The organism is Arcticibacter svalbardensis MN12-7, assembly GCF_000403135.1.
Lineage (GTDB): Bacteria > Bacteroidota > Bacteroidia > Sphingobacteriales > Sphingobacteriaceae > Arcticibacter > Arcticibacter svalbardensis.
Genome location: NZ_AQPN01000015.1, coordinates 1 through 25,027 on the forward strand (window position 1 = coordinate 1; position 25,027 = coordinate 25,027).

The 25,027-nt window shown below is 37.3% G+C and carries 26 protein-coding genes and 1 tRNA gene; 10 read left to right on the forward strand and 17 right to left on the reverse strand.

The window, feature by feature from the left end:
• The 7 genes from ADIARSV_RS01955 to ADIARSV_RS01985 form a co-directional block, all read right to left on the reverse strand.
• A partial coding sequence (locus ADIARSV_RS01955) for an alpha/beta hydrolase family protein (RefSeq protein WP_040298783.1) occupies positions 1-516 on the reverse strand: 516 nt, incomplete at its 3' end.
• A gap of 81 nt (positions 517-597) precedes the next feature.
• Entirely contained in the window at positions 598-1,017 is a 420-nt protein-coding gene (locus ADIARSV_RS20900) for a T9SS type A sorting domain-containing protein (RefSeq protein WP_083936506.1), read from the reverse strand.
• A 40-nt stretch (positions 1,018-1,057) separates the two neighbouring features.
• Positions 1,058-1,144: transfer RNA gene (locus ADIARSV_RS01965), tRNA-Ser, on the reverse strand.
• A 95-nt stretch (positions 1,145-1,239) separates the two neighbouring features.
• A complete protein-coding gene (locus ADIARSV_RS01970; RefSeq protein WP_016193664.1) occupies positions 1,240-2,241 on the reverse strand; it encodes a YihY/virulence factor BrkB family protein in 1,002 nt (333 codons plus the stop codon).
• 6 nt (positions 2,242-2,247) lie between these two features.
• Positions 2,248-2,655 (reverse strand): acyl-CoA thioesterase, encoded by a 408-nt coding sequence (locus ADIARSV_RS01975; RefSeq protein WP_016193665.1) that lies wholly within the window; start codon positions 2,653-2,655, stop codon positions 2,248-2,250.
• Entirely contained in the window at positions 2,655-3,710 is a 1,056-nt protein-coding gene (gene mltG / locus ADIARSV_RS01980; RefSeq protein WP_016193666.1) for an endolytic transglycosylase MltG, read from the reverse strand. The genes ADIARSV_RS01975 and mltG overlap by 1 nt, the downstream gene beginning before the upstream one ends.
• 17 nt (positions 3,711-3,727) lie before the next feature.
• The gene (locus tag ADIARSV_RS01985; RefSeq protein WP_052016926.1) at positions 3,728-4,534 is read right to left on the reverse strand and encodes a PASTA domain-containing protein; all 807 of its coding nucleotides are present in this window, start codon (positions 4,532-4,534) and stop codon (positions 3,728-3,730) included.
• Positions 4,535-4,602: 68 nt separating this feature from the next.
• Between ADIARSV_RS01985 and ADIARSV_RS01990 the strand changes: the two genes are divergently transcribed.
• Positions 4,603-5,610, forward strand: a complete 1,008-nt coding sequence (locus ADIARSV_RS01990) for a D-alanine--D-alanine ligase (protein WP_016193668.1) — start codon at positions 4,603-4,605, stop codon at positions 5,608-5,610.
• A 250-nt stretch (positions 5,611-5,860) separates the two neighbouring features.
• Here ADIARSV_RS01990 and ADIARSV_RS01995 read toward each other — a convergent pair whose 3' ends face one another.
• Positions 5,861-6,283, reverse strand: a complete 423-nt coding sequence (locus tag ADIARSV_RS01995; RefSeq protein WP_016193669.1) for an acyl-CoA thioesterase — start codon at positions 6,281-6,283, stop codon at positions 5,861-5,863.
• A 159-nt stretch (positions 6,284-6,442) separates the two neighbouring features.
• Here ADIARSV_RS01995 and rpsO point away from each other — a divergent pair, with 159 nt between their 5' ends.
• Positions 6,443-6,721 carry a 30S ribosomal protein S15 gene (gene rpsO / locus ADIARSV_RS02000; RefSeq protein ID WP_016193670.1) on the forward strand — a complete coding sequence of 93 codons (279 nt, stop codon included), beginning with the start codon at positions 6,443-6,445 and terminating at the stop codon, positions 6,719-6,721.
• Positions 6,722-6,850: 129 nt separating this feature from the next.
• Positions 6,851-9,010: a polyribonucleotide nucleotidyltransferase gene (gene pnp / locus ADIARSV_RS02005; protein ID WP_016193671.1), complete on the forward strand. Its 2,160-nt coding sequence runs from the start codon at positions 6,851-6,853 to the stop codon at positions 9,008-9,010.
• Between the two features lie 38 nt (positions 9,011-9,048).
• Here pnp and ADIARSV_RS02010 read toward each other — a convergent pair whose 3' ends face one another.
• Positions 9,049-9,954, reverse strand: a complete 906-nt coding sequence (locus ADIARSV_RS02010) for a diacylglycerol/lipid kinase family protein (RefSeq protein ID WP_160166632.1) — start codon at positions 9,952-9,954, stop codon at positions 9,049-9,051.
• A gap of 84 nt (positions 9,955-10,038) precedes the next feature.
• Between ADIARSV_RS02010 and surE the strand changes: the two genes are divergently transcribed.
• A complete protein-coding gene (gene surE / locus ADIARSV_RS02015; RefSeq protein ID WP_016193673.1) occupies positions 10,039-10,779 on the forward strand; it encodes a 5'/3'-nucleotidase SurE in 741 nt (246 codons plus the stop codon).
• A 198-nt stretch (positions 10,780-10,977) separates the two neighbouring features.
• Positions 10,978-11,346: a response regulator gene (locus tag ADIARSV_RS02020; RefSeq protein WP_235048345.1), complete on the forward strand. Its 369-nt coding sequence runs from the start codon at positions 10,978-10,980 to the stop codon at positions 11,344-11,346.
• A 2-nt stretch (positions 11,347-11,348) separates the two neighbouring features.
• Here the strand turns inward: ADIARSV_RS02020 and ADIARSV_RS02025 are convergent, their stop codons facing one another.
• Together ADIARSV_RS02025 and ADIARSV_RS02030 are read right to left on the reverse strand one after the other, a co-directional pair.
• Entirely contained in the window at positions 11,349-11,990 is a 642-nt protein-coding gene (locus ADIARSV_RS02025; protein WP_016193675.1) for an AlbA family DNA-binding domain-containing protein, read from the reverse strand.
• A gap of 26 nt (positions 11,991-12,016) precedes the next feature.
• Complete coding sequence (locus ADIARSV_RS02030; RefSeq protein WP_040298785.1) at positions 12,017-12,475, reverse strand: DUF4442 domain-containing protein; 459 nt, start codon at positions 12,473-12,475, stop codon at positions 12,017-12,019.
• A gap of 100 nt (positions 12,476-12,575) precedes the next feature.
• Here ADIARSV_RS02030 and ADIARSV_RS02035 point away from each other — a divergent pair, with 100 nt between their 5' ends.
• The 5 genes from ADIARSV_RS02035 to ADIARSV_RS02055 all read left to right on the forward strand — a co-directional run bounded on the left by ADIARSV_RS02035 (position 12,576) and on the right by ADIARSV_RS02055 (position 19,407).
• Positions 12,576-13,097, forward strand: coding sequence for a DUF2911 domain-containing protein (locus ADIARSV_RS02035; protein ID WP_016193677.1), 522 nt, complete (start codon positions 12,576-12,578; stop codon positions 13,095-13,097).
• A gap of 329 nt (positions 13,098-13,426) precedes the next feature.
• Positions 13,427-14,323: an oxygen-dependent coproporphyrinogen oxidase gene (hemF, locus tag ADIARSV_RS02040; protein ID WP_016193679.1), complete on the forward strand. Its 897-nt coding sequence runs from the start codon at positions 13,427-13,429 to the stop codon at positions 14,321-14,323.
• Between the two features lie 157 nt (positions 14,324-14,480).
• Entirely contained in the window at positions 14,481-17,114 is a 2,634-nt protein-coding gene (gyrA, locus tag ADIARSV_RS02045; protein WP_016193680.1) for a DNA gyrase subunit A, read from the forward strand.
• A gap of 8 nt (positions 17,115-17,122) precedes the next feature.
• Positions 17,123-18,232 carry a tetratricopeptide repeat protein gene (locus ADIARSV_RS02050; protein WP_152439738.1) on the forward strand — a complete coding sequence of 370 codons (1,110 nt, stop codon included), beginning with the start codon at positions 17,123-17,125 and terminating at the stop codon, positions 18,230-18,232.
• A gap of 5 nt (positions 18,233-18,237) precedes the next feature.
• Positions 18,238-19,407 carry a tetratricopeptide repeat protein gene (locus ADIARSV_RS02055; RefSeq protein WP_016193682.1) on the forward strand — a complete coding sequence of 390 codons (1,170 nt, stop codon included), beginning with the start codon at positions 18,238-18,240 and terminating at the stop codon, positions 19,405-19,407.
• Between the two features lie 69 nt (positions 19,408-19,476).
• Here ADIARSV_RS02055 and ku read toward each other — a convergent pair whose 3' ends face one another.
• From ku to ADIARSV_RS02085, 6 genes are all read right to left on the reverse strand, one after another.
• The gene (ku, locus tag ADIARSV_RS02060; RefSeq protein ID WP_016193683.1) at positions 19,477-20,256 is read right to left on the reverse strand and encodes a non-homologous end joining protein Ku; all 780 of its coding nucleotides are present in this window, start codon (positions 20,254-20,256) and stop codon (positions 19,477-19,479) included.
• A gap of 9 nt (positions 20,257-20,265) precedes the next feature.
• A complete protein-coding gene (locus ADIARSV_RS02065; protein ID WP_016193684.1) occupies positions 20,266-20,739 on the reverse strand; it encodes a PA2169 family four-helix-bundle protein in 474 nt (157 codons plus the stop codon).
• Positions 20,740-21,028: 289 nt separating this feature from the next.
• Positions 21,029-21,748, reverse strand: a complete 720-nt coding sequence (locus tag ADIARSV_RS02070; RefSeq protein WP_016193685.1) for a menaquinone biosynthetic enzyme MqnA/MqnD family protein — start codon at positions 21,746-21,748, stop codon at positions 21,029-21,031.
• The gene (locus ADIARSV_RS02075; RefSeq protein ID WP_016193686.1) at positions 21,735-22,361 is read right to left on the reverse strand and encodes a histidine phosphatase family protein; all 627 of its coding nucleotides are present in this window, start codon (positions 22,359-22,361) and stop codon (positions 21,735-21,737) included. Before ADIARSV_RS02075 ends, ADIARSV_RS02070 begins: the two co-directional genes overlap by 14 nt.
• A complete protein-coding gene (gene mqnE, locus ADIARSV_RS02080) occupies positions 22,354-23,583 on the reverse strand; it encodes an aminofutalosine synthase MqnE (RefSeq protein ID WP_016193687.1) in 1,230 nt (409 codons plus the stop codon). The genes ADIARSV_RS02075 and mqnE overlap by 8 nt, the downstream gene beginning before the upstream one ends.
• Positions 23,584-24,168: 585 nt before the next feature.
• On the reverse strand, positions 24,169-25,027 hold an 859-nt coding region (locus ADIARSV_RS02085; protein WP_040298789.1), incomplete at its 5' end, for a PorP/SprF family type IX secretion system membrane protein.

Sequence of the window (25,027 nt, forward strand, 5' to 3'; positions counted from 1 at the left end):
GCTTAAAAGAGAATGTGCAAGAATAATTTGAGAAACAGCATGATAATACCATTGTTCTTTAATATCTAGTTGCCAATCATTCCAAGTTCCATTTCTACTTGGCCCTGGATTAGGAGAGGAGTAATATTTACCACTAGAATCTTTAATAGGGTAATGCCCTTCTAAATCCATAGAAATTGCTGCATATCCATGTTGATTCAAAGACTTTACCCAGCTACTTGAAGCGGTGCCACCACCGCCGTGTACATAAACTACTGCTGGCCAACCACCAACGGGCATGGTGCCGCTTGGTGCACTATAATAAGCAAAAACCTTTACAGGATTTCCTAGATAATCAATAGATTTATATAAGATACTTGTCATCCCAGATATGGGTGCCAAAGTAGTTTCTTCCCAACTTGGAACAGCATATAATTTATCGAGATTCCAAGGGCCAATAGTTTGAGAAAATCCTTTTGAACTTAAAGTGATTGCTACAACCAATAAAAGTCTTTTAAATATTTTATTTTGTGACATGAGAATTGAGATTAAAAAAAAGAGTCCATAGGTTTAGAAGACTCTTTTCTTTGTTAATTATTTTTTTATAAATTTCTTCATCTAAGTTATTGATTTACTAGAGAGTCTAATTGTGGAAATTCCTGAAGCAAATTGACTGAGATTAATTTTATTAACACCATTATATATAGTTCCAGAAAGGACTACTTGTCCAACTGTGTTTATACCTTTATATTCAGCAGACTCAGTAGTTTTAAGGTCAATCGATACCATGTCTTTTACTGGATTAGGATAGACATTAAATATCCTGTTATTCTCAGGTTGCAAAGAATTTATTCCTAGAATATTGTTTTGATTCCATATAATAGACGAGGTAACATTTTCAAGATCAAGAGTAACGGTACAATGATAAAATATCCTAGTGTAAACATATCCGTTTTTTACAGCCCATGATGGTAGTACCCCAAAGTAAAACTGTTCGGGATATCTATCTATTTCTAAAATAAAAAAGCCTGCAATCATTTGATTTGCAGGCTTTTTATAATTTTGATACGAGTATCTGCGGAGAGTGGGGGATTCGAACCCGCGGACCCTTTAACAAGTCAACAGTTTTCAAGACTGCCGCAATCGACCACTCTGCCAACTCTCCGCGACAAAAGTACAAATCTTACCCTCTTCTCCAAATTTTAAACGCGAAATAAATTCAATTATAAATTACTAGTCTGTATCTCAAGACAATAATTTTTACTTAGGAAGGTTTTTCTTGTTAATTTGCTGGGAAGGCTCCTCCCTGAAGTTATTAAACTGTGGTCTGATAATCTTAATACTGCGTTTTGAAAGATCTATGCTCGCATTCAACTCAAATCCAATCAAAATTATTAATGAGTTAAGAAATAACCAGATCATAATTATAATTAATGTCCCTATAGAACCATAAAGCTTATTATAGTTGCTAAAATGATTGATATAAAATGTAAAGCCCCATGAGGTTAAGATCGTTAGCAAAGTAGCCAACCAGGCACCCGGACTGAACAATTTCCACTTTTTAGGATGAGCTGGACCGTATCGGTAAATCATACTAATGGTAAGAAAATAAACCACCGCTAAAATGAACCACCGCACTACAGCAATTAAATACACATAAAACCAATCACCTCCTTTAAACGCAAGTTCCTTTTGTATTTTACCAATCGTAAACTCCCCAATCGTAATGACCGAAAGGCCCAAAATTAAACCAAGCACAATAACAAAAGTTAAATTGATGGCAACAAAACGTTGTTTCACCCAACCTCGTGTTTCCGTTTGTAAAGACGACTTATTAAAAGCAACCATTAAATTAGTCACCCCATTCGTAGAGAAAAATAATGCAGCAACGAAACCAAAAGACAGTAACCCTCCATTCTGCTTATTGATAATATCGAGCAGAGTAGACTGGACAGCTAGAAAAGCATTGGAGGGGAGTAGCATTGCAATTAAATCCAGAAGCTTCTGCTGGAACCCCCGAACAGGAATATATGGGATCAATGTAAATAAAAAGATGATACCCGGAAAAATAGCCAGCATAAAATTATAAGCCAATGCAGATGCCTTCGTAATAAGCGAATCCCGACCTATCTCCTGAAAGAAGAAGGTTCCGATGGTATAAACCGGGAGTGGACTAAAAAAAGGAAACACAGCTATTTTGGTCCACTCAATAAACCGGCTATATGGTTTAATTTTTAGCAGATAATGTTGAACACTTGGCATACTTAACTAATCAAAAAATGGCTTAAGTCTATTCTGAAAAATCTCCGGAGGCAAACAAGGCCTCATTCGCTTCATATCTACAAACACAAGCGTAGTTTCACCAACATGGATAAACTCGCCCGCTTCATTATAAAATTCATATTTAAAATGAATCCGCACACCCGGCATCTTAGCCAAAGTCGTTTTTATAGTAAGCTCTTCATCATAATGCGCAGGCTTAAAAAACTTACACTGCATGTCTAAAACCGGCATCATAATCCCGGACTCTTCCAGATAGCGGTACGTCATACCTACTGTGCGCAACATATCTACGCGGGCAACTTCATAAAATTCCGCATAGTTTCCGTAGTACATATAACCCATTTGATCCACTTCTCCATATCTAACTCGTATCTTCGTTTCGCTTGTGATCATTATTTTTTAATATTATGTGCATCTAATGCCTGCTGAAAGCGTCGTGCATTAGCTTGATGTTCAGCTACCGTAGTTGAAAAGTTATGGTAGCCTGAAAAGTCCTCCTTCGCACACATATAAATAAAATTGTGCTTCTGGTAATTCAACACCGCATCTATCGCATGGATGCTCGGCATCATGATAGGCCCCGGTGGCAGTCCGGCATACATATACGTGTTGTAAGGCGACTGTTTGGTAAGATGACGATTTAACACCCTACGGATGGTAAAATCGTTATTTGCATAGATCACCGTTGGATCTGCCTGCAGTTTAATCCCCCGGCGGTATCGGTTTAAATAAAGCCCCGCAATAGTAGGCATTTCCTGATCATGCAGCGCTTCGGCATCCACAATCGCGGCAAGCGTACTCACCTGAGTAGGAGTAAGCCCCACTTCCTTCGCTTTGTTCAAACGTTCGGGAGTCCAGAATTTCTGATACTCACTATACATCCGCTTAAAGAAAGTATCTGCCGAAATATTCCAATACATCTTATAGGTATTAGGAATGAACATTCCATAGACATTATTTTTATCGAAGCCGTATTTACTCACAAAGGCAGTAGAATCAAGTAAACTCAGCAGGGATGCAGAATCGGCCTCCAATTGTGTTCCAATATAGGCAGCAAAATCTTGTTGTAAACGATATCCCCTGAAACTCAGGCTCACTTCTTCCTGGTTGCCCGATTTAAGCATATTGATTAAAACCCGGTTACTCATTCCATCTGTTAGCCTGTATTTCCCAGGTTTCACTGCGAGTGGATAATCCATATTCTGCGCTACCCAAAGAAACACGATGGAATCCCGCACCATATCTTTTTCACGGATCGTAGCATACACATCATCAAACGTAGAGCCCGTTTTAATATACAGGTACTTTTCATTATCGGTTACGCTCTTGCCCATATAGCGCAAGTAATAATTTAGTCCTGTTATGCCCAGCGCAATAATGATGATTAGTGCGAATGCAATTATAAACTTAATTGTGGGAGATAGTCTCTTATTCTTTTCTTCAGTCATTGTATAAAATGATTAACTTAAGGAGCAACTTTCTTTATATCTACCGATGGTACAGGAGGAAGGTCATTGGAAAGGATCAGGTCTACCGGTGTACCAATTGCTACTTTATACAAAGAATCACTTACGGCTGGATATTGTTTGAATACTTTAGCATTAATCGTATCGGTAACCGATCCTTGGTAAGAGACACTTCCCATAGTGAGGGACGATCCTTTGAGAGAAAATATAGCTTCCGGCAGTGATAATCCCACTACATTTGGTAAATCTACTTCGCTGGCACCTTTACCATCGCCAAGCACTAACGAAATTGATGATCCCTTCGGAATTGCATCGCCCTTCATGATATTTTGTCCACGGTACATCACCGATAGTACACGGTCACGCATAATATCAGAGGTATAACTGGTATCCGCTATTTTTATTCCATAGTTACTCAGTACTGCCCGCGCTTCCAGGTAGCTGGTTTCAAAAATATCAGGGAAGCCTACATTTGGGGCGTTCCTGGTAATGATAGTCAGGTATATAGTACGGTTAAACTTGACGTTTGTTCCCTGATCGGGATCCTGCTCTGTCACCATTCCTGGTTCCTTATCGATCTGATATACAGAGTCTACCTGGTATCGTAAACCTTGCGATTCCAACAGTGCTATCGCTTGCTCAACGGGTAAACCTTTGAGTTTTGGCACCGCAACTCCTTCCCCGTGACGGGTATAAAACCGTAAACAAAAGAATATAAGCAGCAGAAATACGGCTACTGATACGATCGCAATTATTAGGTTTTTACGAAATGTACTCGTTTTAAGATATGCTAAAAATTTACTCATGGATCAAAATCTTTGGCAAAGATGCCCAAACTTAAGTAAAAAAGCGGATTTTAAAATATATTTGCCCTATGAAGAATACTATAGCCCTGGTAACCGGTGGTTTTACCGGCGAATCAGCCATTTCTTTTAAAAGCGCTGAAGTTATTGAAAGGAATATTGACCGCGAAAAATTTGAGGTGTACACCATAATTATTACCCGCGAACGCTGGTATTACGTGGATGAGAACGCTCTGCTCCATAATGTAGACAAAAACGATTTCTCTCTTACGATTCAGGATAAAGTGATTCGTTTTGATGCTGTTTTTATCGGTCTGCACGGCTCTCCAGGTGAGGATGGTAAACTGCAAGGCTATTTTGATATGCTCGGCATCCCTTATAATACTTGTGATGCGGCCACATCGGCAATTACGATGAATAAAGGCTATACTAAAGCTGTTGTTGATGGGGTAAAGGATTTGTATGCAGCCCGTTCGGTTCAACTATTTTCTCATACCCCGGTTAGTCCGGAAGACCTGCTAAAACAATTAAACCTGCCTCTTTTCATTAAGCCTAACAGTGGTGGAAGTAGTATCGGCATGAGCAAGGTTAAACTGGCAAGTGAATTACCTGAGGCTTTAGAAAGAGCTTTTAAAGAAGATTCACAGGTATTAGTAGAGGAATTTATTGCTGGACGCGAATTTACAGTTGGCGTATATAAAGGAAAAGAAGGCATCCAAGTGCTGCCTTGCACTGAAATCATCAGCTCCAAAGAGTTTTTTGATTTCGAAGCGAAATATACCAAAGGCATGACGGAAGAAATTACTCCGGGAAGAATGTCAGAGGAAGAGGTTAAAAGGGTAGGGGTAGTTGCGGCTGAAACCTATAGTAAGCTAAACTGCAACGGAATTGTACGCATTGATTATATTCTGGAAGAGGGCACCGATAAATTCTTTTTTATTGAAGTAAACACAGTACCCGGACAAACAGAAACAAGTTTGATTCCACAACAGGTGATTGCTTCGGGAAGGACTATTCAGGATTTTTATACTGAACTGATTGAAATGTCTTTGGAAAGTGTAAAGAAGTTGGTGGTCTAATACTGAATTGAAACCAGTTCTTCGGTTAACCTAGCTAATGCTCAATGTCAGATTAAAGAAAGCTGTGTCATGGCTGGACTGTAGCTTCGATGCTTCTTCGAGGGTACTTCGTTGGTGCTTGCTTGCTCGTTCGACTGGAGAGGAGCAACGAAGCTCCATCAAAGCCGGGAGCAACTAATAAGCACAAGCCAAGTATCCATTCTGACTCCTACATGGGATGAATCTATTGTACATCTTAATTTCATAGCATTTAAATTGAGTAACGGCTGATCATTTCAGCGGTTACTTTTGCACTTCGCCCGGTTTTAGTATCGATCAGGACATAATCAAACCATCCGTCACAACAGATTTTAGTCGTTTTTTTATTGGTGATCTTAAATTCTACTTTACATCCCCGTTCTGAAAGTATGGTTATTCCTGTCTCTACTATAAAAGTGTCGCCGAGGGCAAGTGGCCGTTTATAATCCACATAAGCAGTTTTTACTACCCAGCCATATCCCTGGGACAGGAATTCTTCCATCGACATATGGTAAAACTCCTGCATCTGTTCGTAACGGGCCGCTAACACATAATCGAAATAGGTACTGTTATGCACATGATTGAACATGTCGATATCGTCGGGACGAACTTTAAATTCGGTTTGAAATTTACTGAATGCGGGATTTGTTTCCATAGCTGGTTGAAGCAAAAGTGTGGTATTATTTTTAGATTTCAAATTATAACCGCAAATAGCCTATTTTAATAACGAATTAACTATTGCATTTACAATGATTTAAACCTACCTTTGCACCTCAATTAACAAAAAGTGTAACGCTTTAATATTATTCAGGTAATGTATTTAAGTAAAGAAAACAAGGCAGAGATTTTTGCCACACATGGAAAGTCAGCAACTGACACTGGTTCAACAGAAGGTCAGGTTGCATTATTTACTACTCGTATTGCTCATTTAACCGGGCATTTGAAGAAGAACAGAAAAGATTTCTCGACTCAGTTAGCGCTTCAAAAACTTGTAGGCAAGCGTCGTGGTCTATTGGCTTACTTATTTAAGAAAGACATCAACCGCTACCGTGCTATCATTAAAGCCTTGGCATTAAGAGATATAATTAAATAATCTACACCAAAAATTAAAAAGCCATTCGCTAACGTGAATGGCTTTTTTTGTTTTATTTTTGCACTAAATTAAAGTAAAAAACATCAAGATGTACTTCAAAGAGGAAAGGTACATTGTAATGGCTACAAAATGAGTTACAATCTAATCAAAAAATCATTCGATTTAGGCGATGGTCGCATAATCGAAATCGAAACGGGCAAACTTGCCAAACAAGCCGACGGTTCTGTAGTAGTAAAAATGGGTAATACCATGCTATTAGCTACTGTAGTGTCTTCAAAAACGGCTAAAGAAGGAGTTGATTTCCTTCCTTTATCTGTTGATTATCAAGAAAAATACGCTGCAACCGGGCGTATTCCAGGTGGTTTCTTACGTCGTGAGGCCCGTCTGTCTGATTATGAAGTTTTAATTTCCCGCCTTGTTGATCGTGCATTACGCCCAATGTTTCCTGAAGATTATCATGCTGATACACAGGTGATGATTTCATTGATCTCTGGTGATAAGAATATAATGCCGGATTGTCTTGCTGGTCTTGCTGCTTCAGCTGCTCTTTGTGTGTCTGATATCCCTTTTAACGGTCCGATTTCTGAAGTGCGCGTGGCTAAGATTGATGGTAAGTTGGTTATTAACCCTTACCTGAGTGATCTTGCTAAAGCATCTCTTGAGTTTATCGTGGCTGGTAATGAAAATGATATCACGATGGTAGAAGGTGAGTCTAATGAAATTTCTGAAGAGGAAATGATTGAGGCTATCGAATTTGCTCATCAGGCAATCAAAGTTCAGGTATTGGTTCAAAAAGAACTGAGCATTGCAGTAGGTAAAACTGAAAAAAGAGTATACTCTCACGAAAACAGTAACCTTGAATTAAGAGCACAAGTTTTTGCTGCTACTTATGATAAGGTTTATGCGGTTGCTAAATCTGGCGTTTCTAAACATGAGCGTTCTGATAGTTTCTCCGAAATCCAGGATGCCTTTATCGTTAGTTTAGGTACTGAAGTGGATGATGTTACCAAGTCTCTTTCTAAGAAATACTTCCATGATGTACAGTATGATGCTGTACGTAATTTAGTATTGGACGAAGGAATTCGTTTAGATGGTCGTAATGTAACTACTGTTCGCCCTATATGGAGTGAAGTTGGTTACCTTCCTGCTGCGCATGGATCTGCTGTTTTCACCCGTGGTGAAACTCAATCGTTGACTTCAGTTACTTTGGGTACAAAAATGGATGAGCAGATCATTGATGGTGCTTTCTTTAATGGCTACCAGAAATTCATCCTTCATTATAACTTCCCTGGATTTTCTACCGGTGAGGTAAAACCTAACCGTGGTGTTGGTCGTCGTGAAATTGGTCACGGGAACCTGGCTCAACGTTCATTGAAAAAGGTGATGCCTCCTGATGAAGAAAATCCTTATACCATCCGTGTGGTTTCTGATATTCTGGAATCAAACGGTTCTTCTTCTATGGCTACTGTTTGTGCGGCTACGCTTGCACTAATGGATGCTGGTGTGAAACTTAAATCTCCTGTTTCAGGGATTGCAATGGGTTTAATCACTGATGAGAAAACTGGTAAATATGCCATCCTTTCTGATATCCTGGGTGATGAAGATCATTTAGGTGATATGGATTTCAAGGTTACGGGTACTGCTAATGGTATCGTGGCTTGTCAGATGGACTTAAAAATTAATGGTTTGAAATGGGAAGTGTTACGTGCAGCTTTAGCGCAATCTAAAGAAGGCCGTCTTCATATCCTGAACGAGATCAAGAAAACGCTTGCTGAACCTAATGCTGAAATCAAACCTCACGCTCCTCGTATTGAAGTTGTGAAGATTGATAAGGAATTTATCGGTGCGATCATTGGCCCCGGAGGAAAGATTATTCAGGAAATGCAACGTGAAACTGGTACTACCATTACGATTGAAGAAAAAGACAATCAAGGTGTGATCAGCATTTTTGGTCCTGATAAGGAAACTATCGAACTGGCACTTAAACGTGTTCGTAATATAGTAGCAAGACCTGAGGTTGGCGAAATTTACGAAGGTAAAGTGAAATCAATTATGCCTTTTGGTGCATTTGTTGAAATCATGCCTGGTAAAGATGGCTTGCTTCATATTTCTGAAATTGACTGGAAACGTTACGAGTCTATGGACGGTATCTTCCAGGTTGGTGATGAAGTTCGTGTGAAACTACTTGAAGTGGATAAACAAGGTAAATTTAAGCTTTCAAGAAAGGCTTTACTTCCTCGTCCTCCACGTGATGAGAAGAAGCCTGAAGCTTCTGCAAACCCACAATAATAAAAGAAGCCGCTGCAAAGCGGCTTTTTTTTATGTTTTTATTTATTGGGAACTAGAAATTGGAGTACTCCTGGAAGTAGTTCAATTTTAATGATCGTATCTTCTTCCAGCATAATTAGCTGGTCGTCTACATGGAGCATATGTCCCCCCCAACGCATAACTACACTTTTTGCCTTGATCGGGGGAAAGGATAATTTACTATCCATTCCATTAAGTTTGTGTTTTATATATTTATCTAAGTCATTTTTCTGACTCTCTGCAATTAACACTACTTCTAAAAAACCATCTCCTGGATCCGCATCAGGAGCTAACACTAGATTGGGACCAATTGATGTCATGTTTAGCACTTCAACGAGTAGATATTTTCCTGAATATGAGTCTCCATCAATTATAATATGGCAGTATTTGGCCTCGTATGTGGAAGTAATCTGCTTCAGTTTATGTAGCGCATATTTAATTTCTTTTTCGGGTGTATCTATTAAAACTTCATCTACATTGATCATTTCTTTAATTAAACGAGGGAAGACGCCAAACCCAAGTCCTTCAATAAAGAAATTTGCGGCAGCAAAGTTATAGATCTTGCCAATGTCGATCTTTTTAACTTCCCGGTTTATCCATGATTTGATAATATCAATATGAGAAGCTGTTATGCCCAGGGTTTTGGATATATTATTGGCTGTACCCATTGGCAGAAGTGCTATTGGAAAGTTTTTATCTAACACTCTACGTTCTAAAAGCTTCTTTACAACTTTTCGAACGGTGCCATCGCCACCTGCTACAATGATGAAATCCACTTCATCTTCGATTACCCGCAAAAAGTCTTTTTCTTTTAAGGAATGATAAATGGTATTAAATCCTCTTGATTTGATCTGTTGGATAAGTTCTTCCCGGGTATGATTCTCATCACCTGCAGCTGGATTATGTAACAGTTTAGCTATTTTCATACCTGACATTTAGTGTAAAACACGCTTTATTCAAACATCATTCCTAGTTATTGGTTGGCATAAGTAAGAAATAAATTTTACATCATGAGAATATTAATCACGAATGACGATGGGATTTATAGTCCCGGCATTGCCGCTTTAGCTCGCATTGCCTTGAAATTTGGAGAAGTAAGGGTGGTAGCACCCGATGTAGAACAGTCCTCTATGGGACATGCCGTTACTCATTCCAGACCGCTTAGTTATAAAAGATCGCCGATTGCTTTTGAAGGTGTAGAGGCTTACCGCGTAAATGGAACACCTGCTGATTGTGTAGCATTGGGTAGACATTTATGGTCGAAGACCGATGTGGTGCTTTCAGGAATTAACATGGGTCCTAATCTCGGAAATGGGATGTGGCATTCGGGAACACTGGCTGCGGCTAAACAAGCCGTGCTGTTTGGAATTAAGGGAATTGCATTGAGTACCCCGGTAGGTAAAACGGAACCTGACTTTAAAAAGCTGGAGCCTTTTATTGAAAAAACGTTGGAGATTTTGTTGGAGAACCCTAAACTTGCTTTATATAATGTTAATTTCCCGGAGAATCCTCTTGGGATGAGGTATACCCGACAGTCTGTTCGTTTGTATGATGGAACAATTATTCCGGGTACTGATCCTTTAGGAAGAAAACATTATTGGTTTACCGTTTCACCTTTAGGTCCTGCAGAAGAAGGTACAGATCGTTGGGCTGTGGAGAATGATTATATCTCTATTACACCCCTGCGTCTAGACTTAACGAATGAGGCTGAACTTGCTAAAGCTATCGAAAGTCATAATCTACCAGTATAAACACCTTTTTTTAGTACAATATTTACTACTATTACAATGATGTGACTTAACTAAAGGACAGTGAATTGTACAATTTTGATGGATTAGGTTAACTATTTATTATACACTATTATACTTATTTTTTATTTTTTTGTCATCAATCAGTCGGATTAATTTTAAGATTCATAGTAATGGCATACATCTTGGTAATTGAAAGTTATGATGAATAAGAAAATTTTAGCTGTAGATGATAATTTAGCGATTCTGGATGTTCTGGAAGAGCTTTTATCTTGGGAGGGGTATGAAGTGATAAAACTTGCTGATGGCCATCATATATTTGAAATGATTGAGATAATACATCCTGATTTGATACTTTTGGATGTGATGTTGGACACTTTAGACGGAAGAGATATTTGTATGGAGATTAAGAACAATAAATCCATTCAGCATATTCCAGTGATTATGATTTCTGCTACTCATGATTTAACCACTTTTTTAAATAATCCAGGAGCTCCGGATGACTTTGTTGAGAAGCCATTTGATCTTGATCACCTACTGATGAAAATAAATCACCAGTTAGCTGCATAAGATTAACAAGCAGTATAATATTCTTCTTTTTCGTTGGTATTAAGTTTGATTATACCCGATAAGATAAGATTCACTAATAGGCGTTGAGTCCTGCGGCGGGGAAGGTTGAGTAATTTACTTGAATCTTTAGCAGATATTCTTTGGTTAACATCGAGGTATTTCAATAACAGACTTTCTTTTTCTGAGTATTCAATCAATACTCCAGCATCATTAGCACCTGCCTTTAAAACATCTACAACTATTTTACTAGCTAGTTGACTTCTGTCTTTGACCCGGACATATACCCACCATTTATGATCATCACCTAAAGCATAGTGAGGTTTAACATCACTTTCCTTAATTTCGGCTACTAGCACAATCTTATTATCGATATAAACTTCCTCAAAGAAAAGATCAATTTGAGGGCGACAATACAAGGTTGCTGCTCGGTTTAACATGTATTTTTCTTCTTCTTCGGCACTGACACCTTTGATAGATCCATTGTCGTATACACCAATTAAGAGTCGGCCTCCTTTGTTATTAGCGAAGGCAACCAGTGTACGGGCTATTTTGGAACATGAAGTAATTGTCTTTTTAAAATCAACATGCATTCCTTCGCCCTCAAAGATCATTTGTTTGATATCATATGGTCTTAATCCGCTCATAATAGCAATTTTAATTGTCTGTTGTTTTAATCCAGTTTCCGAATATAAACGAGACTGATTACACGTGCACAAATTTCGCCCCGGACATCCTTTATTTCCAATGTACAATATTGTTCTGCCTTGCCTGTTTCATCAAGTGTTTCACTGAGCGTATTAATTTCTTCTTTGGTAATGGTAATGTTAAAATATAGGTTAGACATACCCGGTTTAAGATAAAAGATCTCTGCTGCCTTTTGCCAGACGATAACTTTATATCCTTTACGCCTCATGGCCTGATAGTATAAAACGGCATAAAAAGGATCGGCCGCAGCATAAATTGTTCCTCCGAATATTGATCTGTTATAATTTAAATTAAATAAGCTTTTAAATATCTTAACGTCAACACCAAGGAAATCAGTATCAAAGTGCCTAACCCATATGCGCTGAAATAAAAGTGGTGGATAAAAACGCATAACCCATTTTAGCGTATTTTCTGATATAAGCATTTCAACTAATATCTGAAAACTTTATGAAAAATAAAGCAAGTTTGCTTAAAGAAAAAAATCTCCTATCTTGCATATTATTATCAAACTTAAAAGCATCATAATGAAAAACCCTTTTGTATTAAAAGCATTCTCTTTTGTAGTTTGTGCTTTATTGTTTTCGAGCACATTGATTCAGGCTCAGGAAAAACCTGTAGCTAGTCCGGCTGACAGTGTAAGTGGTAAAGTAGGAAACGCAATGATTGAAATTAAATATGGCAGCCCATCTGTTAAAGGAAGAAAAATATGGGGTGGCCTTGAAGCTTATGGTAAAGTATGGCGTGCGGGTGCTAATAAAGCCACTACTTTTTCGACAGATAAGGATATTAAAGTAGAAGGAAAATCACTTCCAGCAGGTAGATATTCGTTTTTTGCTATTCCGACAGAAGGAAACTGGACTATTATTTTCAACAAAACTGCTGATCAATGGGGTGCATACAAATACGAGGAAAGTCAGGATGCATTACGTGTTACTGTAACTCCTAAAAAAGCATCCGCTTTAAAGGAAAGATTGGCTTATGTGATCAATAAAAAAGGAGTAGTACTGCAGTGGGAAAATATTGAAGTGCCTATTTCTATTAAATAGAGATATAAATATTTGATTATCACTTATTTAAAAAGGCTGTTTCAACTATGAAGCAGCCTTTTATATTTTATTGATAATTTTAGAAAGGGGATTTAGTCGGCTATATCTTGTTCAAGCCAGATCTACTTTAAGCTTTGCTGCAGAAAAAGATTTATTCAATATACAGTTTAGAAAGCCTAATTATTGATTGTGAAACAATTAGTGCATATAACCTATTTATAAAGCGAAACTTAATATTACTTTTAACATGCTAAAATTGATTAGCTGCTTTTATCAGCAAATGACCTATTTTTATTGTTAAAAACTACTAGTTAATCCGATTAACAAACATGACTAAAGAAGAAATTTCTGCGCAGTATCAACTTATTCAGGATGAAATATGTGAGGGACTAGAGCTACTTGATACATCCGGTAAATTTCAGGAAGAGATATGGGATCGAGATGGAGGAGGAGGAGGTAGGACCCGCATTATGCAGGATGGAAAGATCATTGAAAAAGGAGGAGTGAACTTCTCGTCGGTGTATGGAAAATTACCGGAGGCGATAAAAACCGCTTTTAAGGTAAATTCTGTAGATTTTTTCGCGACAGGCATATCGATCGTTATTCATCCAAGTCACCCTTTATTGCCTATCATTCATATGAATATCAGGTATTTTGAAATGAATGAATCGCTTAGGTGGTTTGGGGGGGGGATAGATCTGACTCCGCATTATGTGTACGAAGAGGATGCTCAGTACTTCCATGAAAGTATTAAAGCGGTTTGTGACCGGTTTAACGAAACCTTTTATGCGGAATTTAAAACATGGGCAGATAATTATTTTTTCATTAAACACAGGAATGAAACCAGGGGGATTGGGGGGATCTTTTATGATCGGCTTAATCCGGATAAGGCAGGTATAAGTTGGGAATCTATTTTTGAGTTCTCGAAAGCAATAGGCCGTTCATTTGTACCTGTTTACACAGAAATAGTGAATAGGCACCGGGATGAGCTCTATACTGAAAGTCAAAAAAACTGGCAGTATATACGAAGAGGAAGATATGCAGAATTTAACCTGGTTTATGATGGGGGAACTAAATTTGGTTTGGAGACTAACGGAAGGATTGAATCAATACTAATGAGTCTTCCACCTCAGGCGAACTGGATTTATAATGTACAACCGGAAGCGGGTTCAGATGAAGCGCGGACTTTGAGTTTACTAAAAAAAGACATTAACTGGATTATTTAATTTTCAAATAAGGGGGATATAATTTCATCATTTTGCTTCAATTCATGCTTAAAATAGAGCCAATCGTCTCCATCAGACGGTTATTCTCTAATAATTTCTTATCTTCGCAAGTCGTGTTTAACGACAATATTACATTTAATAAACCGACTATCAAACGATGGCTGAAGATACAGAAAACGAAAACTTAGAACCAACACACGATCGCATTATTCCCATAAACATCGAAGAAGAAATGAGAGCTGCTTACATTGATTATTCAATGTCTGTTATTGTCTCTCGTGCGCTTCCGGATGTAAGAGATGGTTTAAAGCCAGTGCATCGTCGTGTTCTTTATGGCATGCTGGACCTTGGCGTGACCAGCGGAAAACCTCATAAAAAATCAGCGCGTATTGTCGGTGATGTATTAGGAAAGTACCATCCACATGGTGATTCCTCCGTATACGGAACCATGGTGCGTATGGCACAGGACTGGAGCCTGCGCTACCCACTTGTAGATGGACAGGGTAACTTTGGATCTATTGATGGAGACAGTCCTGCAGCAATGCGGTATACTGAAGCAAGACTGAAGAAGATTGCTGAAGAAATGCTGGCTGATATTAATAAAGATACCGTTGATTATCAGAACAATTTTGATGATTCGCTGCAAGAGCCTACGGTTCTGCCATCGAAAATACCTAATCTGCTTATAAATGGTGCTTCGGGTATTGCTGTAGGTATGGCCACAAATATGGCTCCTCATAATATCAGGGAAGTTATTGATGCAACTGTTGCTTTTATAGATAACAGGGATATTGAAATTTCTGAGCTGATGCAGCATATTAAAGCACCAGATTTTCCTACCGGTGGGATCATTTATGGTCACTCAGGAGTGAAGGATGCTTACGAAACAGGTAGAGGCCGTGTGGTGATTAGAGCAAAAGCTTTAATTGAAACTTATGGTCACGATAGGGAACGTATCGTTGTAAACGAGATTCCTTATCAGATTAATAAGGCCAACATGATTGAGCGTACAGCTGAATTGGTCAATGAGAAGAAACTGGAAGGTATATCGGAAATCAGGGATGAGTCTGACCGTGACGGTATGCGTATTGTATACGAAGTTAAAAGGGATGCTAATTCATCAGTAGTTTTAAATAACCTCTACAAATATACAGCCTTACAAACTCCGTTCAGTATTAACAACATTGCGCTTGTTAACGGACGTCCAATGATGCTGAACCTGAAAGACCTGATCAAATATTTCGTTGATCACCGTCATGAGGTAGTAATTCGCCGTACTCGCTTTGAACTATCAGAAGCAGAAAAGCGTGCTCATATTTTAGAAGGCTTATTAATTGCTTTAGATCATATAGAAGAGGTTATTCGTTTAATACGTGCCTCTAATACACCTGAAGAAGCGCGAGTTGGTTTGATGGAAACCTTTGGGTTATCTGACATTCAGGCAAGAGCTATTCTGGATATGACCTTACGTCGTTTGACTGGTCTGGAAAGAGGCAAGATTAAGGATGAATTTGATGAATTGATGAAGACCATTGACTATTTGAAATCTATTCTTAATGATGAAAACCTGAGAATGCAGATCATCAAGGACGAATTACAAGAGATCAAGGAAAAATATGGTGATGAACGTAAGACATCAATCATTCATTCTGCGGAAGATATGTCGATGGAAGATTTCATTGACGATGAGGAAGTAGTGATCACGATTTCGCACGAAGGGTATATTAAACGTACTCCTTTGACTGATTACCGCACGCAGGGTCGTGGTGGTAAAGGTTCAATAGGCTCTAATTCGAGAGATCAGGATTTCATAGAACAGATTATTATTGCGTCAAACCATAATTACATGCTGTTCTTTACTGAAGCAGGACGTTGTTTCTGGCTTAGGGTTTATGAGATACCTGAAGGTTCCCGGACAAGTAAGGGTAGGGCGATACAAAATATTATTAATATTCCGAAGGAAGAAAACATCAAAGCGTATATCAAGGTTAAAAACCTGAAGGATCAGGATTACCTGGAGAACAACTTTATAATTATGTGTACCGCTAAGGGAACGATTAAAAAGACTTCCTTAATGGCTTATTCCCGTCCGCGTTCTAATGGTATTAACGCCATAAATATTAATGAAGGTGATCAGCTTCTTGAAGCAAACTTAACAGATGGTAAGAGTGAAATTGTGATGGCGCTCCGTTCTGGAAGAGCAATTCGTTTCAATGAATCTACTGTCCGTCCGATGGGTCGTACTGCAACTGGTGTTCGCGGTGTAACGCTTGCTCATGATAAAGATGAAGTAATCGGTATGTTGAGCATTAATAATCCGGAAGCTACTGTATTAGTCGTATCTGAAAAAGGATATGGAAAACGTACAAATCTGGAAGATTACCGTGTGACAAACCGTGGCGGAAAGGGTGTTAAAACGCTTAACGTAACGGATAAAACAGGAGATCTGATTGCTATTAAAGACGTAACTGATACCGATGATTTGATGATTATTAACAAATCGGGTATTGTAATCAGAATAGCTATAAGTGCACTTCGTGTTATGGGTCGCGCTACTCAAGGTGTGCGACTAATCTCTTTAAAGGGAGATGATGCCATTGCATCAATTGCAAAAGTGGAACATGAAGAAGAGGCTGAAAAGGCTGAAGTGCTGAATGAACCAATGGAACCTGGTTCTGATGAGGACCTGGAAGCGGATGCTCTTGATGAAGAAACGGATGAAGAAGTAAAAGACGAGGAAGCAACAGATGATGAGGATACGAATTCAGAAGATGATTCGTTAGAAGATTAATGTCAATAATGAAAAGGCAAATAATAATAATGATGGTATTGTGTTGTGCGGGAAGTTCACTTCCTGCGCAAACCCTTACTAAGGAAGCAATGAATAATTTTGCCCAGTATACAGCAAAAGCTGACTTTTCTTTTCTTGAAAAGGCTAAGACTTCAGTGGACGGAATCTTTAAAACTAGAAAAGATTCCTTTAGCTATAAAAATAACCTGATCAAAAGTTTGGTTTATTCCTCTTTGGCTTTTGCGGATTCTACACGTAAACTAAAATATGTAAAGGATCCCATAGATGAAACTTTATTCTCATTGAGTAGATTAAGAAGTCGTAAGCTAAATGATGATCATAAACCTGAGCTTGACTTTGTCAGAACTCAATTAATAAAAGCATGGTTAGTGATTGCCAATAGGGCTTCAGTAAATGAAAACTATACAGCTGCTTACAGGGCTTATCTATCAGTTGATTCTGCGGATAATCAGAACTATTTTGTCAAGCATAATCTGGCTATTTTAAGTGAAAAGCTTGGTTATACCAATAAAGCGATTTACTACTATGAGCAACTCATTAAAGATAGAAAGCGCTCATTACCTGATTATTATCTAGCTCTATCTAATCTTTATGATTTCAAAGATAGCAATCGGTCATTAGAGGTTGTTGAAGAGGGCAGAAGCTTATTTCTAGGAAATAAGGATCTGCTTTTTAAAGAGATCAACATTTATGTAGATAATGGCACTTATAATATGGTTGAAAATATAATTGGGGATGCTTTAAGGCTTGATCCAGAAAATTTACACTTGAATTATTTGGCCGGTTTTTCTTATGAAACCATTGGTAAAAAAGAAAAAGCTGAGGAGTATTACAAAAAAGTAGTCATGTTAGAACCCAATAACTATGAAGGTAATTATGCACTTGGGCTTTTCTATCTAAATTCTTACATCAGACCAAACAACAAAAAAGAAACTTTTCTCAGTCTGGCAAGCAAATACCTAAACCTGGCAGGAGAAATTAATCCTAATTCAGTAAATGTTCTAAGATCTCTTGCTGTTCTATACAATAATACCGGGAATATGGTAGAGCTTGAAAGAGTGAACGAGAAATTAAAACAATTTATTCTTACAAATTGAAATATATGAAAACCAAATCTCTTTTATTGGCAATTGCTGTATCGGGTATCACAGTATCTGCATTTGCACAAAAATCAGCAGTGAATACTGCAAAAACTGACTATGATAGCTACTCTGCATTAAAATCTGCAAGTCCTGCATTAGCGGGTCCAAAAATCATTACTGCAAAAGAAGCTGTAGATAAAGCAGTACTTCATGAAAAAACCGCTAGTGATCCTACAGCCTGGACTTATAAGGCATTAATTTATGCAGACCTTGCTACAAATGATACCACTGCTAAATCTGCAACCTTAGCAGGAGAAGCTGTAACTGCACTTGCAAAAGCCAAAGAACTTGATAAAGAAGGAAAAAATAAGGAAAACATTGCTAAAGTAAATAACCTGCTTTACATCAATCAATTTAATGCAGGAAAGCGTTTTTTAGACAAAAGCAATTTTGAAGGCGCTTATACAGAATTTACAAAAGGGTTAGATTTTGCGCCAGGAGATACTTTACTAAATTATGCGGCAGGTATTTCTGCTATGAATGGAAAAGATTATCCAAATGCAATTAAGCGTTTTACTGAATTATTACCTACTAATTATTCTTCTTTGGAAAATGTATATTCTAATTTGTCTGTATTATATGCAGCAGTTAAGGATACTGCATCTGCCATCCGTCTTGCCGGAGAGGGTGCTGCAAAGTTCCCTAAGAGTTCTGATTTAGCAACCAGAGAAATTGAATTTAGTTTAATGACTGGAAAACAAAAGGAAGTGATTGAAAAAATTACTGCTCAGCAAGCTAAGGAACCAACAAATAAATTGTATCCTTTCTATTTAGGTATTGCTTATAACTCTTTGGAGGACAACGTTAAAGCGGAAGAAGCTTACAAAAAAGCAATAGAACTTGATCCATCTTATAGTGATGCTTACATCAATATTGGTGGTTTAATTATGAATAATGGTATTATTATTTTCAACAAGGCTAATAAACTTGCCACAAGTAAACAAACTGAATATACGGCAACGATGAAAAAAGCTCAAGCTGAATTTGACCGTGCATTACCTTATTTAACTAAAGCTGTTGAATTAAATCCTAAGTCAGAATTGGCTTTAAAAAACTTAAAAACTTATTATTCTATTAAAAATAATAAAGCTAAGGTTGACGAAATGGATGCCAAAATTAAAGCACTATAATAAACAGACTCATAAAAAAGCCTGGGATAATATCCCGGGCTTTTTTATGAGTCTGTTTTACGGTTTATACTAGGCGCCATTTTTTCTTGAAGAACCATCTAAACTTTGCATGAGTTGGTCATAAAGGTCATCTCCCGTAGCTTTAATAGGCTTTAATTTTTTGATCGTTGGCCGTTTCCCTTTAGCTTTAGCTTCAATTATTTTAAGGAGCTCACTATGATATTCGTCCTTAAACTGCTCTATTTGAAATTTATCGCTGTATTGGTTAATGAGAGCAAGACCCATATCAAGTTCCTTTTTACTTATATTAATTGATTCAGGACTTAAAATATCCTCTACATCTCTAATTTCTTCTGCAAACCTGATCTTAGTGATGACGATAACTTCGTTTACAGGATGAATAATACAAAGATTCTCATTGTTACGAAGCACAAACCTGCCTAAGCCAGCCCTATTTGATTTCTGTAAAGATTTTAATAGTAGGGAATAGGCCTTAAGTCCTTGTTTCTCAGCCTGAGCATAATAAGAAGTTTCAAAATACATTGGATTGACTTCACTGAGCTCTACAAAGTTTTCAATCTCAATAATCTTTGTCTTTTCAGGACTTGCATCTTCAAAATCCTTATCTTCAATAATAATATATTCATCATTATACTTGTAGCCTTTAACTATCTTGTCAAAGGGAACTTCCTTATTCGTCTTTTCATTTACACGCTGAAAGTGAATCTTTGAATGGTCTTTTGAATCCAGCATATCTAAATCAAGATTACTGGATTGAACCGCAGAAAATAACTTTATTGGGATGTTAACCAATCCAAATCCGATTGAGCCTTTCCATATAGATCTCATAATCAGCTTTTATAAGGATGGATTTTTTTTAAAAAGACTAAAATACCTTCTGTCCAACTCGGTATAATTTTCATTTATATTTAATCTTTGTTCCATAAGAAACGTTTTCAACTCAAAATCATTCAAAATCTCTCCCTGTAATGCATCATCATACGCATCAAGTGCTACCTGATCCGCATTCCTACAGCTTTCAAGAATATTCTGAGCAGTGTTTGCTGTTAATGAAGTTTTTAAACTTAACCATCCACGGTGAAGCAATCCTACAGCATCATCATGGTCTAAATCTGCATTACCACCGTAATGAGCAATTTTATCTCTCATTTGTTGCGTTAAAAGCTCTCGGTCGATAGCATATTTTTCAAACAAATCTTTGAGTTCCGAAGATTCAGTATGATTTTTAGCTTCTAGATAGCCTTTATGACTTGCTTGCAGGATCTTATACAAGCGATGTAGCTGTTTATTATAATTTTCTGAATAACTCATGATGTTTGTTTTATAAATAGAATTATAAAACGCACTATCATTAAAATAGTTTTTAAAACAGGTTAAAGCAAATAAAATAGGAGATTAAAATTTCTATTTAACATAATACTAATTATAAAACAATATATGTTACCAGTCAAACAAATTTGGTTTTGAAATTCTCGCATCACAAGTTTCCCATTAACGATGTTTAAAACCAGTAACTTATAAAGTTAATTACATTGTGTATAAAAACATATTTTAAAATCCTGTTCCAATCCGATACTTATGAATAGCAAAAGTAAACACATTACAACTTTTGTACTAATTCAAGATACTTATCTATAGAAGTACGTTTAGAATCAGTCAGATTAAAATCGAGTTTATGAAACAAATAATCATGTAAATCAAAATCACAGCGTTGAGGTAAAGTTAATAATACCTGATCCCGGCTATCTAAACCTAACTTAAGTGCTGCATCAAATTCAGTAATAAAAGATTGATCTATTGGCTTATTCGAAGCCCAAACAGCAAAAGCAAAAGGCAATCCTGTAAACTTGAACCATTCTTCTCCTAAATCATAGGCAAAAGAATAATTCTGTTTTTTCCCAAAAGTACGATCACCAATTTCTACAAATGCATCCGCTTCACCATTTAGAATATAATCCGGCGTTTGCTTCCAATAATTCTTTATCAGCACTTTAGCCAAATTATTTGAAGTACGTGACTGAGGATCTAATCGAACTGTTTTAACCTCTTCAATTGGCTTAGTACTAAAAATAAACACAGAATTAACTGCACCAACTGAACCAATACAATAGTTACCCAATATCTGATAATTGGGAATATTTAACAAAGCAGCTACAGGAACAAGTCCTATATCTACCTGATTATTAATTAGTTTTGATGCGCAATCTGAAGGAATGTCATATACTAAATCAATCTTATTTAGTATATCTGAATGCTCAATTCCATATGCAAAAGGCTTGGTATTCGTATAGGAAACAGCTGAAACTTTAATCTTCTTCACGATGAGCTAAATGGTCTGTGTTATTAAATTCAAGGATAGAAAACTGAGTTCCATCATATTCAAGTTTGTATAAAGTAGTATTGGTATGAGGAAATTCCTCCATGTCTGACAAAGGCTTATCCAATAAGACACATAGTAAAACACGCATTGCGCGTCCATGCATACATATCAAAATATTCTCTGCATCTTCTTCTTTTAAGATAACTTCGAATGCTTCAAGTTGCCGTACTTTTACTTCTTCAGGGCTTTCTCCATTTTCAAACTTAGCAGTTAAGTTACCCGCTGTCCAGCTACCCAGCATTTCTGTAAAAGCAGAGCGAACAGTTTCCGAACTTTCAACACCTTCATAAATACCCCAGCCTATTTCATCCAGACCAGATAACTGTGTCCATGGAATATTAGCTTCAATAAATTTTCTAACGGTTTGATGGGTTCTCTTTAAAGTAGACGTATACACATGATCAAATGGAACCGATTTATAATACTGATAAAATGCTTCAGCCTGTGATCTTCCCAGATTGTTTAAATCTGCATCCACACCTTTACCTTGAACAACACCTCTAAAATTCAGTTCTGTTTGTCCATGACGAATAATATATATGATTTTATTCATTCTCTTTACGTTCAACCTCCATTGCATTAATTACTGGAAGTTTATAAAATTGAGGCTTTGGTACCTCTTCAAATACATAATCATTGTAGTCTGTCACTACATGATATAAAGTGTCTCTTTCTATCGGATGCCGGCCTGCCTGTTTAATCAGATGTACCAGTTCCTTTGTAGACATAGCGGGATTTTGCTCTTCTGCACCTGCCATAGAATAAATTTTAGTGGTATCATCAAGTGTACCATCAATATCATCTACACCAAAGTTTAAAGATAGCTGGGCAGTATTGCGACTGATCATTGCCCAATAAGCCTTTATATGATCAAAATTATCCAGGTAGATCCGTGATATCGCATAATTACGAAGATCCTCAATTACAGAAACCTCCTCAATATTTGACATTTGATTACCTTGATTACGGAATTTCAAGGGAATAAAAGCCTGAAATCCTTTAGTTTTATCTTGTAGCTGACGAAGTTGTTCCATATGATCAACCCGATGCCAATACTTTTCTATATGACCATAAAGAATAGTGGCGTTAGATCGTTGTCCCAATTTATGCCATTCTTCATGAATCTGGAGCCACTGTTCAGCAGTACACTTATCCTTACATATAACTTCTCTAATTTCTGGATTAAAGATTTCAGCACCACCACCAGGCATAGATTCCAATCCAGCTTCCTTCATTAAACGCATCCCTGTAGCATAATCCACCTTCGCCTTTTTGAAGATATAATGATATTCTACAGGAGTTAACGCTTTAACATGTAATTCAGGACGATGCGCCTTGATACTGCTGAATAATTCCGAATAGAACTTCATATCATACTGTGGTAATACCCCTCCTACAATATGAACCTCAGTAACCGGCTCATTATCATACTTTTTAACCATATCAAGCATTTCATTCATGCTCAACTCCCACCCTTCTTCCTTCTGCTTAATTAGCCGGGAATAAGAACAGAACTTACAATCATATACACATAGATTTGTTGGTTCTATATGGAAATTACGGTTGAAATATGTTTTATGTCCATGAAGTTTTTCCCTAACAAAGTTTGATAAAACTCCCAGGTACCCAAGTTCGGCTTTCTCGTAAAGGATAACTCCCTCAGCAAAAGAAATCCGTTCTCCTGCTTCCACCTTTTCAGCGATCCTTCTCAGGTCAGGATCTAATGAAGAATCATTAACTATTAAGCTCAATACACGTTGACTTGTATCTGTCATGCACAAAAATACAATAAAGCCACAATTTAGTATATCATTTTGTTGTAACATTGAATAAGTAGCTCAAATGTTTTTTCATATTGCATTTATATAGTCCAAATTGGATGAATAAGCCCCAAAAAGTACCTGTACAGTCACAGGCAACTGAATCAAAATCTGATTAGAAAAACATAAAAACCTGCCACTCATAATTTTTATATACAGCTATATTAATGAATAAGCACCAAAAGGTACCTGGACAGTCACAGGCAACTGAATCAAAATCTGAATAGAAAAACATCAAAAACCTGCCACTCATAATTTTTATATACAGCTATATTAATGAATAAGCACCAAAAGATACCTGGACAGTCACAGGCAACTGAATCAAAATCTGATTAGAAAACATCAAAACCTGCCACTCATATGTTTTAATATACAGTAATACTAAATTGAAATATTTTCATTAATCCTATAATTACCTATAATAGAAGCATAATTATTGTTTCCAGATATAAAAACAGCAAAGGTTCAAGTCTTCCGAATTTGATTCACTAAGAAGTTATAACATATAAGGTCTGGCACATAAAACAACTAATACCCCTATTAATAAAAATCATAACACCTGTTTCCACTACTGCGGGGTCCCCTATCAGTCTGCCCCCTTGATGGAAATGTAGTTTCATAACTCAATGCACCCTCTGTAGTACCAGCAGTATTCCCATACTGAATCTTGGATAATGTAGCATCATGACTTACCCCTACACGCACTTTATCATACATATCTTTCCGCAGGAATACATCGAAGATGAGCGATACCACCACTGCATCACTCTGCCCACCCGAATCACTCCTATACCATAAACCCACATTTGCAGACTTATATTTATACTGAAAGCCAGCACTAACAGAACTTACCTTTGCCTGATTATAATACAACACAGATGGTATCAATGCAGGTCCGTTCTCCTCATCATACGGGTCTAATGAAATCCGATAGCTTGCATGTCCGTTAACCCGCAGCGGCAAAGTAGATTTGGTACCAGTGAAAGATTCATTCGGCCTGTTAATATGTTGCGCCGAAACACCTGTCATCAACTTTCCTACCACCAAATTAATCCCTGCTCCTGCATCAAAGAAATATTTATTATTTAATTCCGGATAGCTTGCACCCGATACAGCACCTGGAATAATTCCGGTAAGCGGATCAATCTGATCACCAAATACAATCTTGCTAAAATCAATTCTACGCTGCGTAAATCCACCTTGAAGTCCAAAGGACAACACCGCATTATCAAAGTCAACACTATACGAATAGATTCCGGATATATTTAATTTCCTTAAATAGGCTGAACCCTCGTTCGAACTGGTAATCATCAGCCCAATTCCACCATTTAAAAGTGGCACATTGTAATCTGCTGAAAAAGTAAAATAGTTTAAAGCCCCCGGAATTGAAGTCCATTGA

Bases quoted from the DNA above. Each gene is read 5' to 3' on its own strand.
- ADIARSV_RS20900 (WP_083936506.1), bottom strand. From the start codon at position 1,017: ATGATTGCAGGCTTTTTTATTTTAGAAATAGATAGATATCCCGAACAG.
- ADIARSV_RS01970 (WP_016193664.1), bottom strand. From the start codon at position 2,241: ATGCCAAGTGTTCAACATTATCTGCTAAAAATTAAACCATATAGCCGG.
- ADIARSV_RS01975 (WP_016193665.1), bottom strand. From the start codon at position 2,655: ATGATCACAAGCGAAACGAAGATACGAGTTAGATATGGAGAAGTGGAT.
- mltG (WP_016193666.1), bottom strand. From the start codon at position 3,710: ATGACTGAAGAAAAGAATAAGAGACTATCTCCCACAATTAAGTTTATA.
- ADIARSV_RS01985 (WP_052016926.1), bottom strand. From the start codon at position 4,534: ATGAGTAAATTTTTAGCATATCTTAAAACGAGTACATTTCGTAAAAAC.
- ADIARSV_RS01990 (WP_016193668.1), top strand. From the start codon at position 4,603: ATGAAGAATACTATAGCCCTGGTAACCGGTGGTTTTACCGGCGAATCA.
- ADIARSV_RS01995 (WP_016193669.1), bottom strand. From the start codon at position 6,283: ATGGAAACAAATCCCGCATTCAGTAAATTTCAAACCGAATTTAAAGTT.
- rpsO (WP_016193670.1), top strand. From the start codon at position 6,443: ATGTATTTAAGTAAAGAAAACAAGGCAGAGATTTTTGCCACACATGGA.
- pnp (WP_016193671.1), top strand. From the start codon at position 6,851: ATGAGTTACAATCTAATCAAAAAATCATTCGATTTAGGCGATGGTCGC.
- ADIARSV_RS02010 (WP_160166632.1), bottom strand. From the start codon at position 9,954: ATGAAAATAGCTAAACTGTTACATAATCCAGCTGCAGGTGATGAGAAT.
- surE (WP_016193673.1), top strand. From the start codon at position 10,039: ATGAGAATATTAATCACGAATGACGATGGGATTTATAGTCCCGGCATT.
- ADIARSV_RS02020 (WP_235048345.1), top strand. From the start codon at position 10,978: ATGATGAATAAGAAAATTTTAGCTGTAGATGATAATTTAGCGATTCTG.
- ADIARSV_RS02025 (WP_016193675.1), bottom strand. From the start codon at position 11,990: ATGAGCGGATTAAGACCATATGATATCAAACAAATGATCTTTGAGGGC.
- ADIARSV_RS02030 (WP_040298785.1), bottom strand. From the start codon at position 12,475: ATGCTTATATCAGAAAATACGCTAAAATGGGTTATGCGTTTTTATCCA.
- ADIARSV_RS02035 (WP_016193677.1), top strand. From the start codon at position 12,576: ATGAAAAACCCTTTTGTATTAAAAGCATTCTCTTTTGTAGTTTGTGCT.
- hemF (WP_016193679.1), top strand. From the start codon at position 13,427: ATGACTAAAGAAGAAATTTCTGCGCAGTATCAACTTATTCAGGATGAA.
- gyrA (WP_016193680.1), top strand. From the start codon at position 14,481: ATGGCTGAAGATACAGAAAACGAAAACTTAGAACCAACACACGATCGC.
- ADIARSV_RS02050 (WP_152439738.1), top strand. From the start codon at position 17,123: ATGAAAAGGCAAATAATAATAATGATGGTATTGTGTTGTGCGGGAAGT.
- ADIARSV_RS02055 (WP_016193682.1), top strand. From the start codon at position 18,238: ATGAAAACCAAATCTCTTTTATTGGCAATTGCTGTATCGGGTATCACA.
- ku (WP_016193683.1), bottom strand. From the start codon at position 20,256: ATGAGATCTATATGGAAAGGCTCAATCGGATTTGGATTGGTTAACATC.
- ADIARSV_RS02065 (WP_016193684.1), bottom strand. From the start codon at position 20,739: ATGAGTTATTCAGAAAATTATAATAAACAGCTACATCGCTTGTATAAG.
- ADIARSV_RS02075 (WP_016193686.1), bottom strand. From the start codon at position 22,361: ATGAATAAAATCATATATATTATTCGTCATGGACAAACAGAACTGAAT.
- mqnE (WP_016193687.1), bottom strand. From the start codon at position 23,583: ATGACAGATACAAGTCAACGTGTATTGAGCTTAATAGTTAATGATTCT.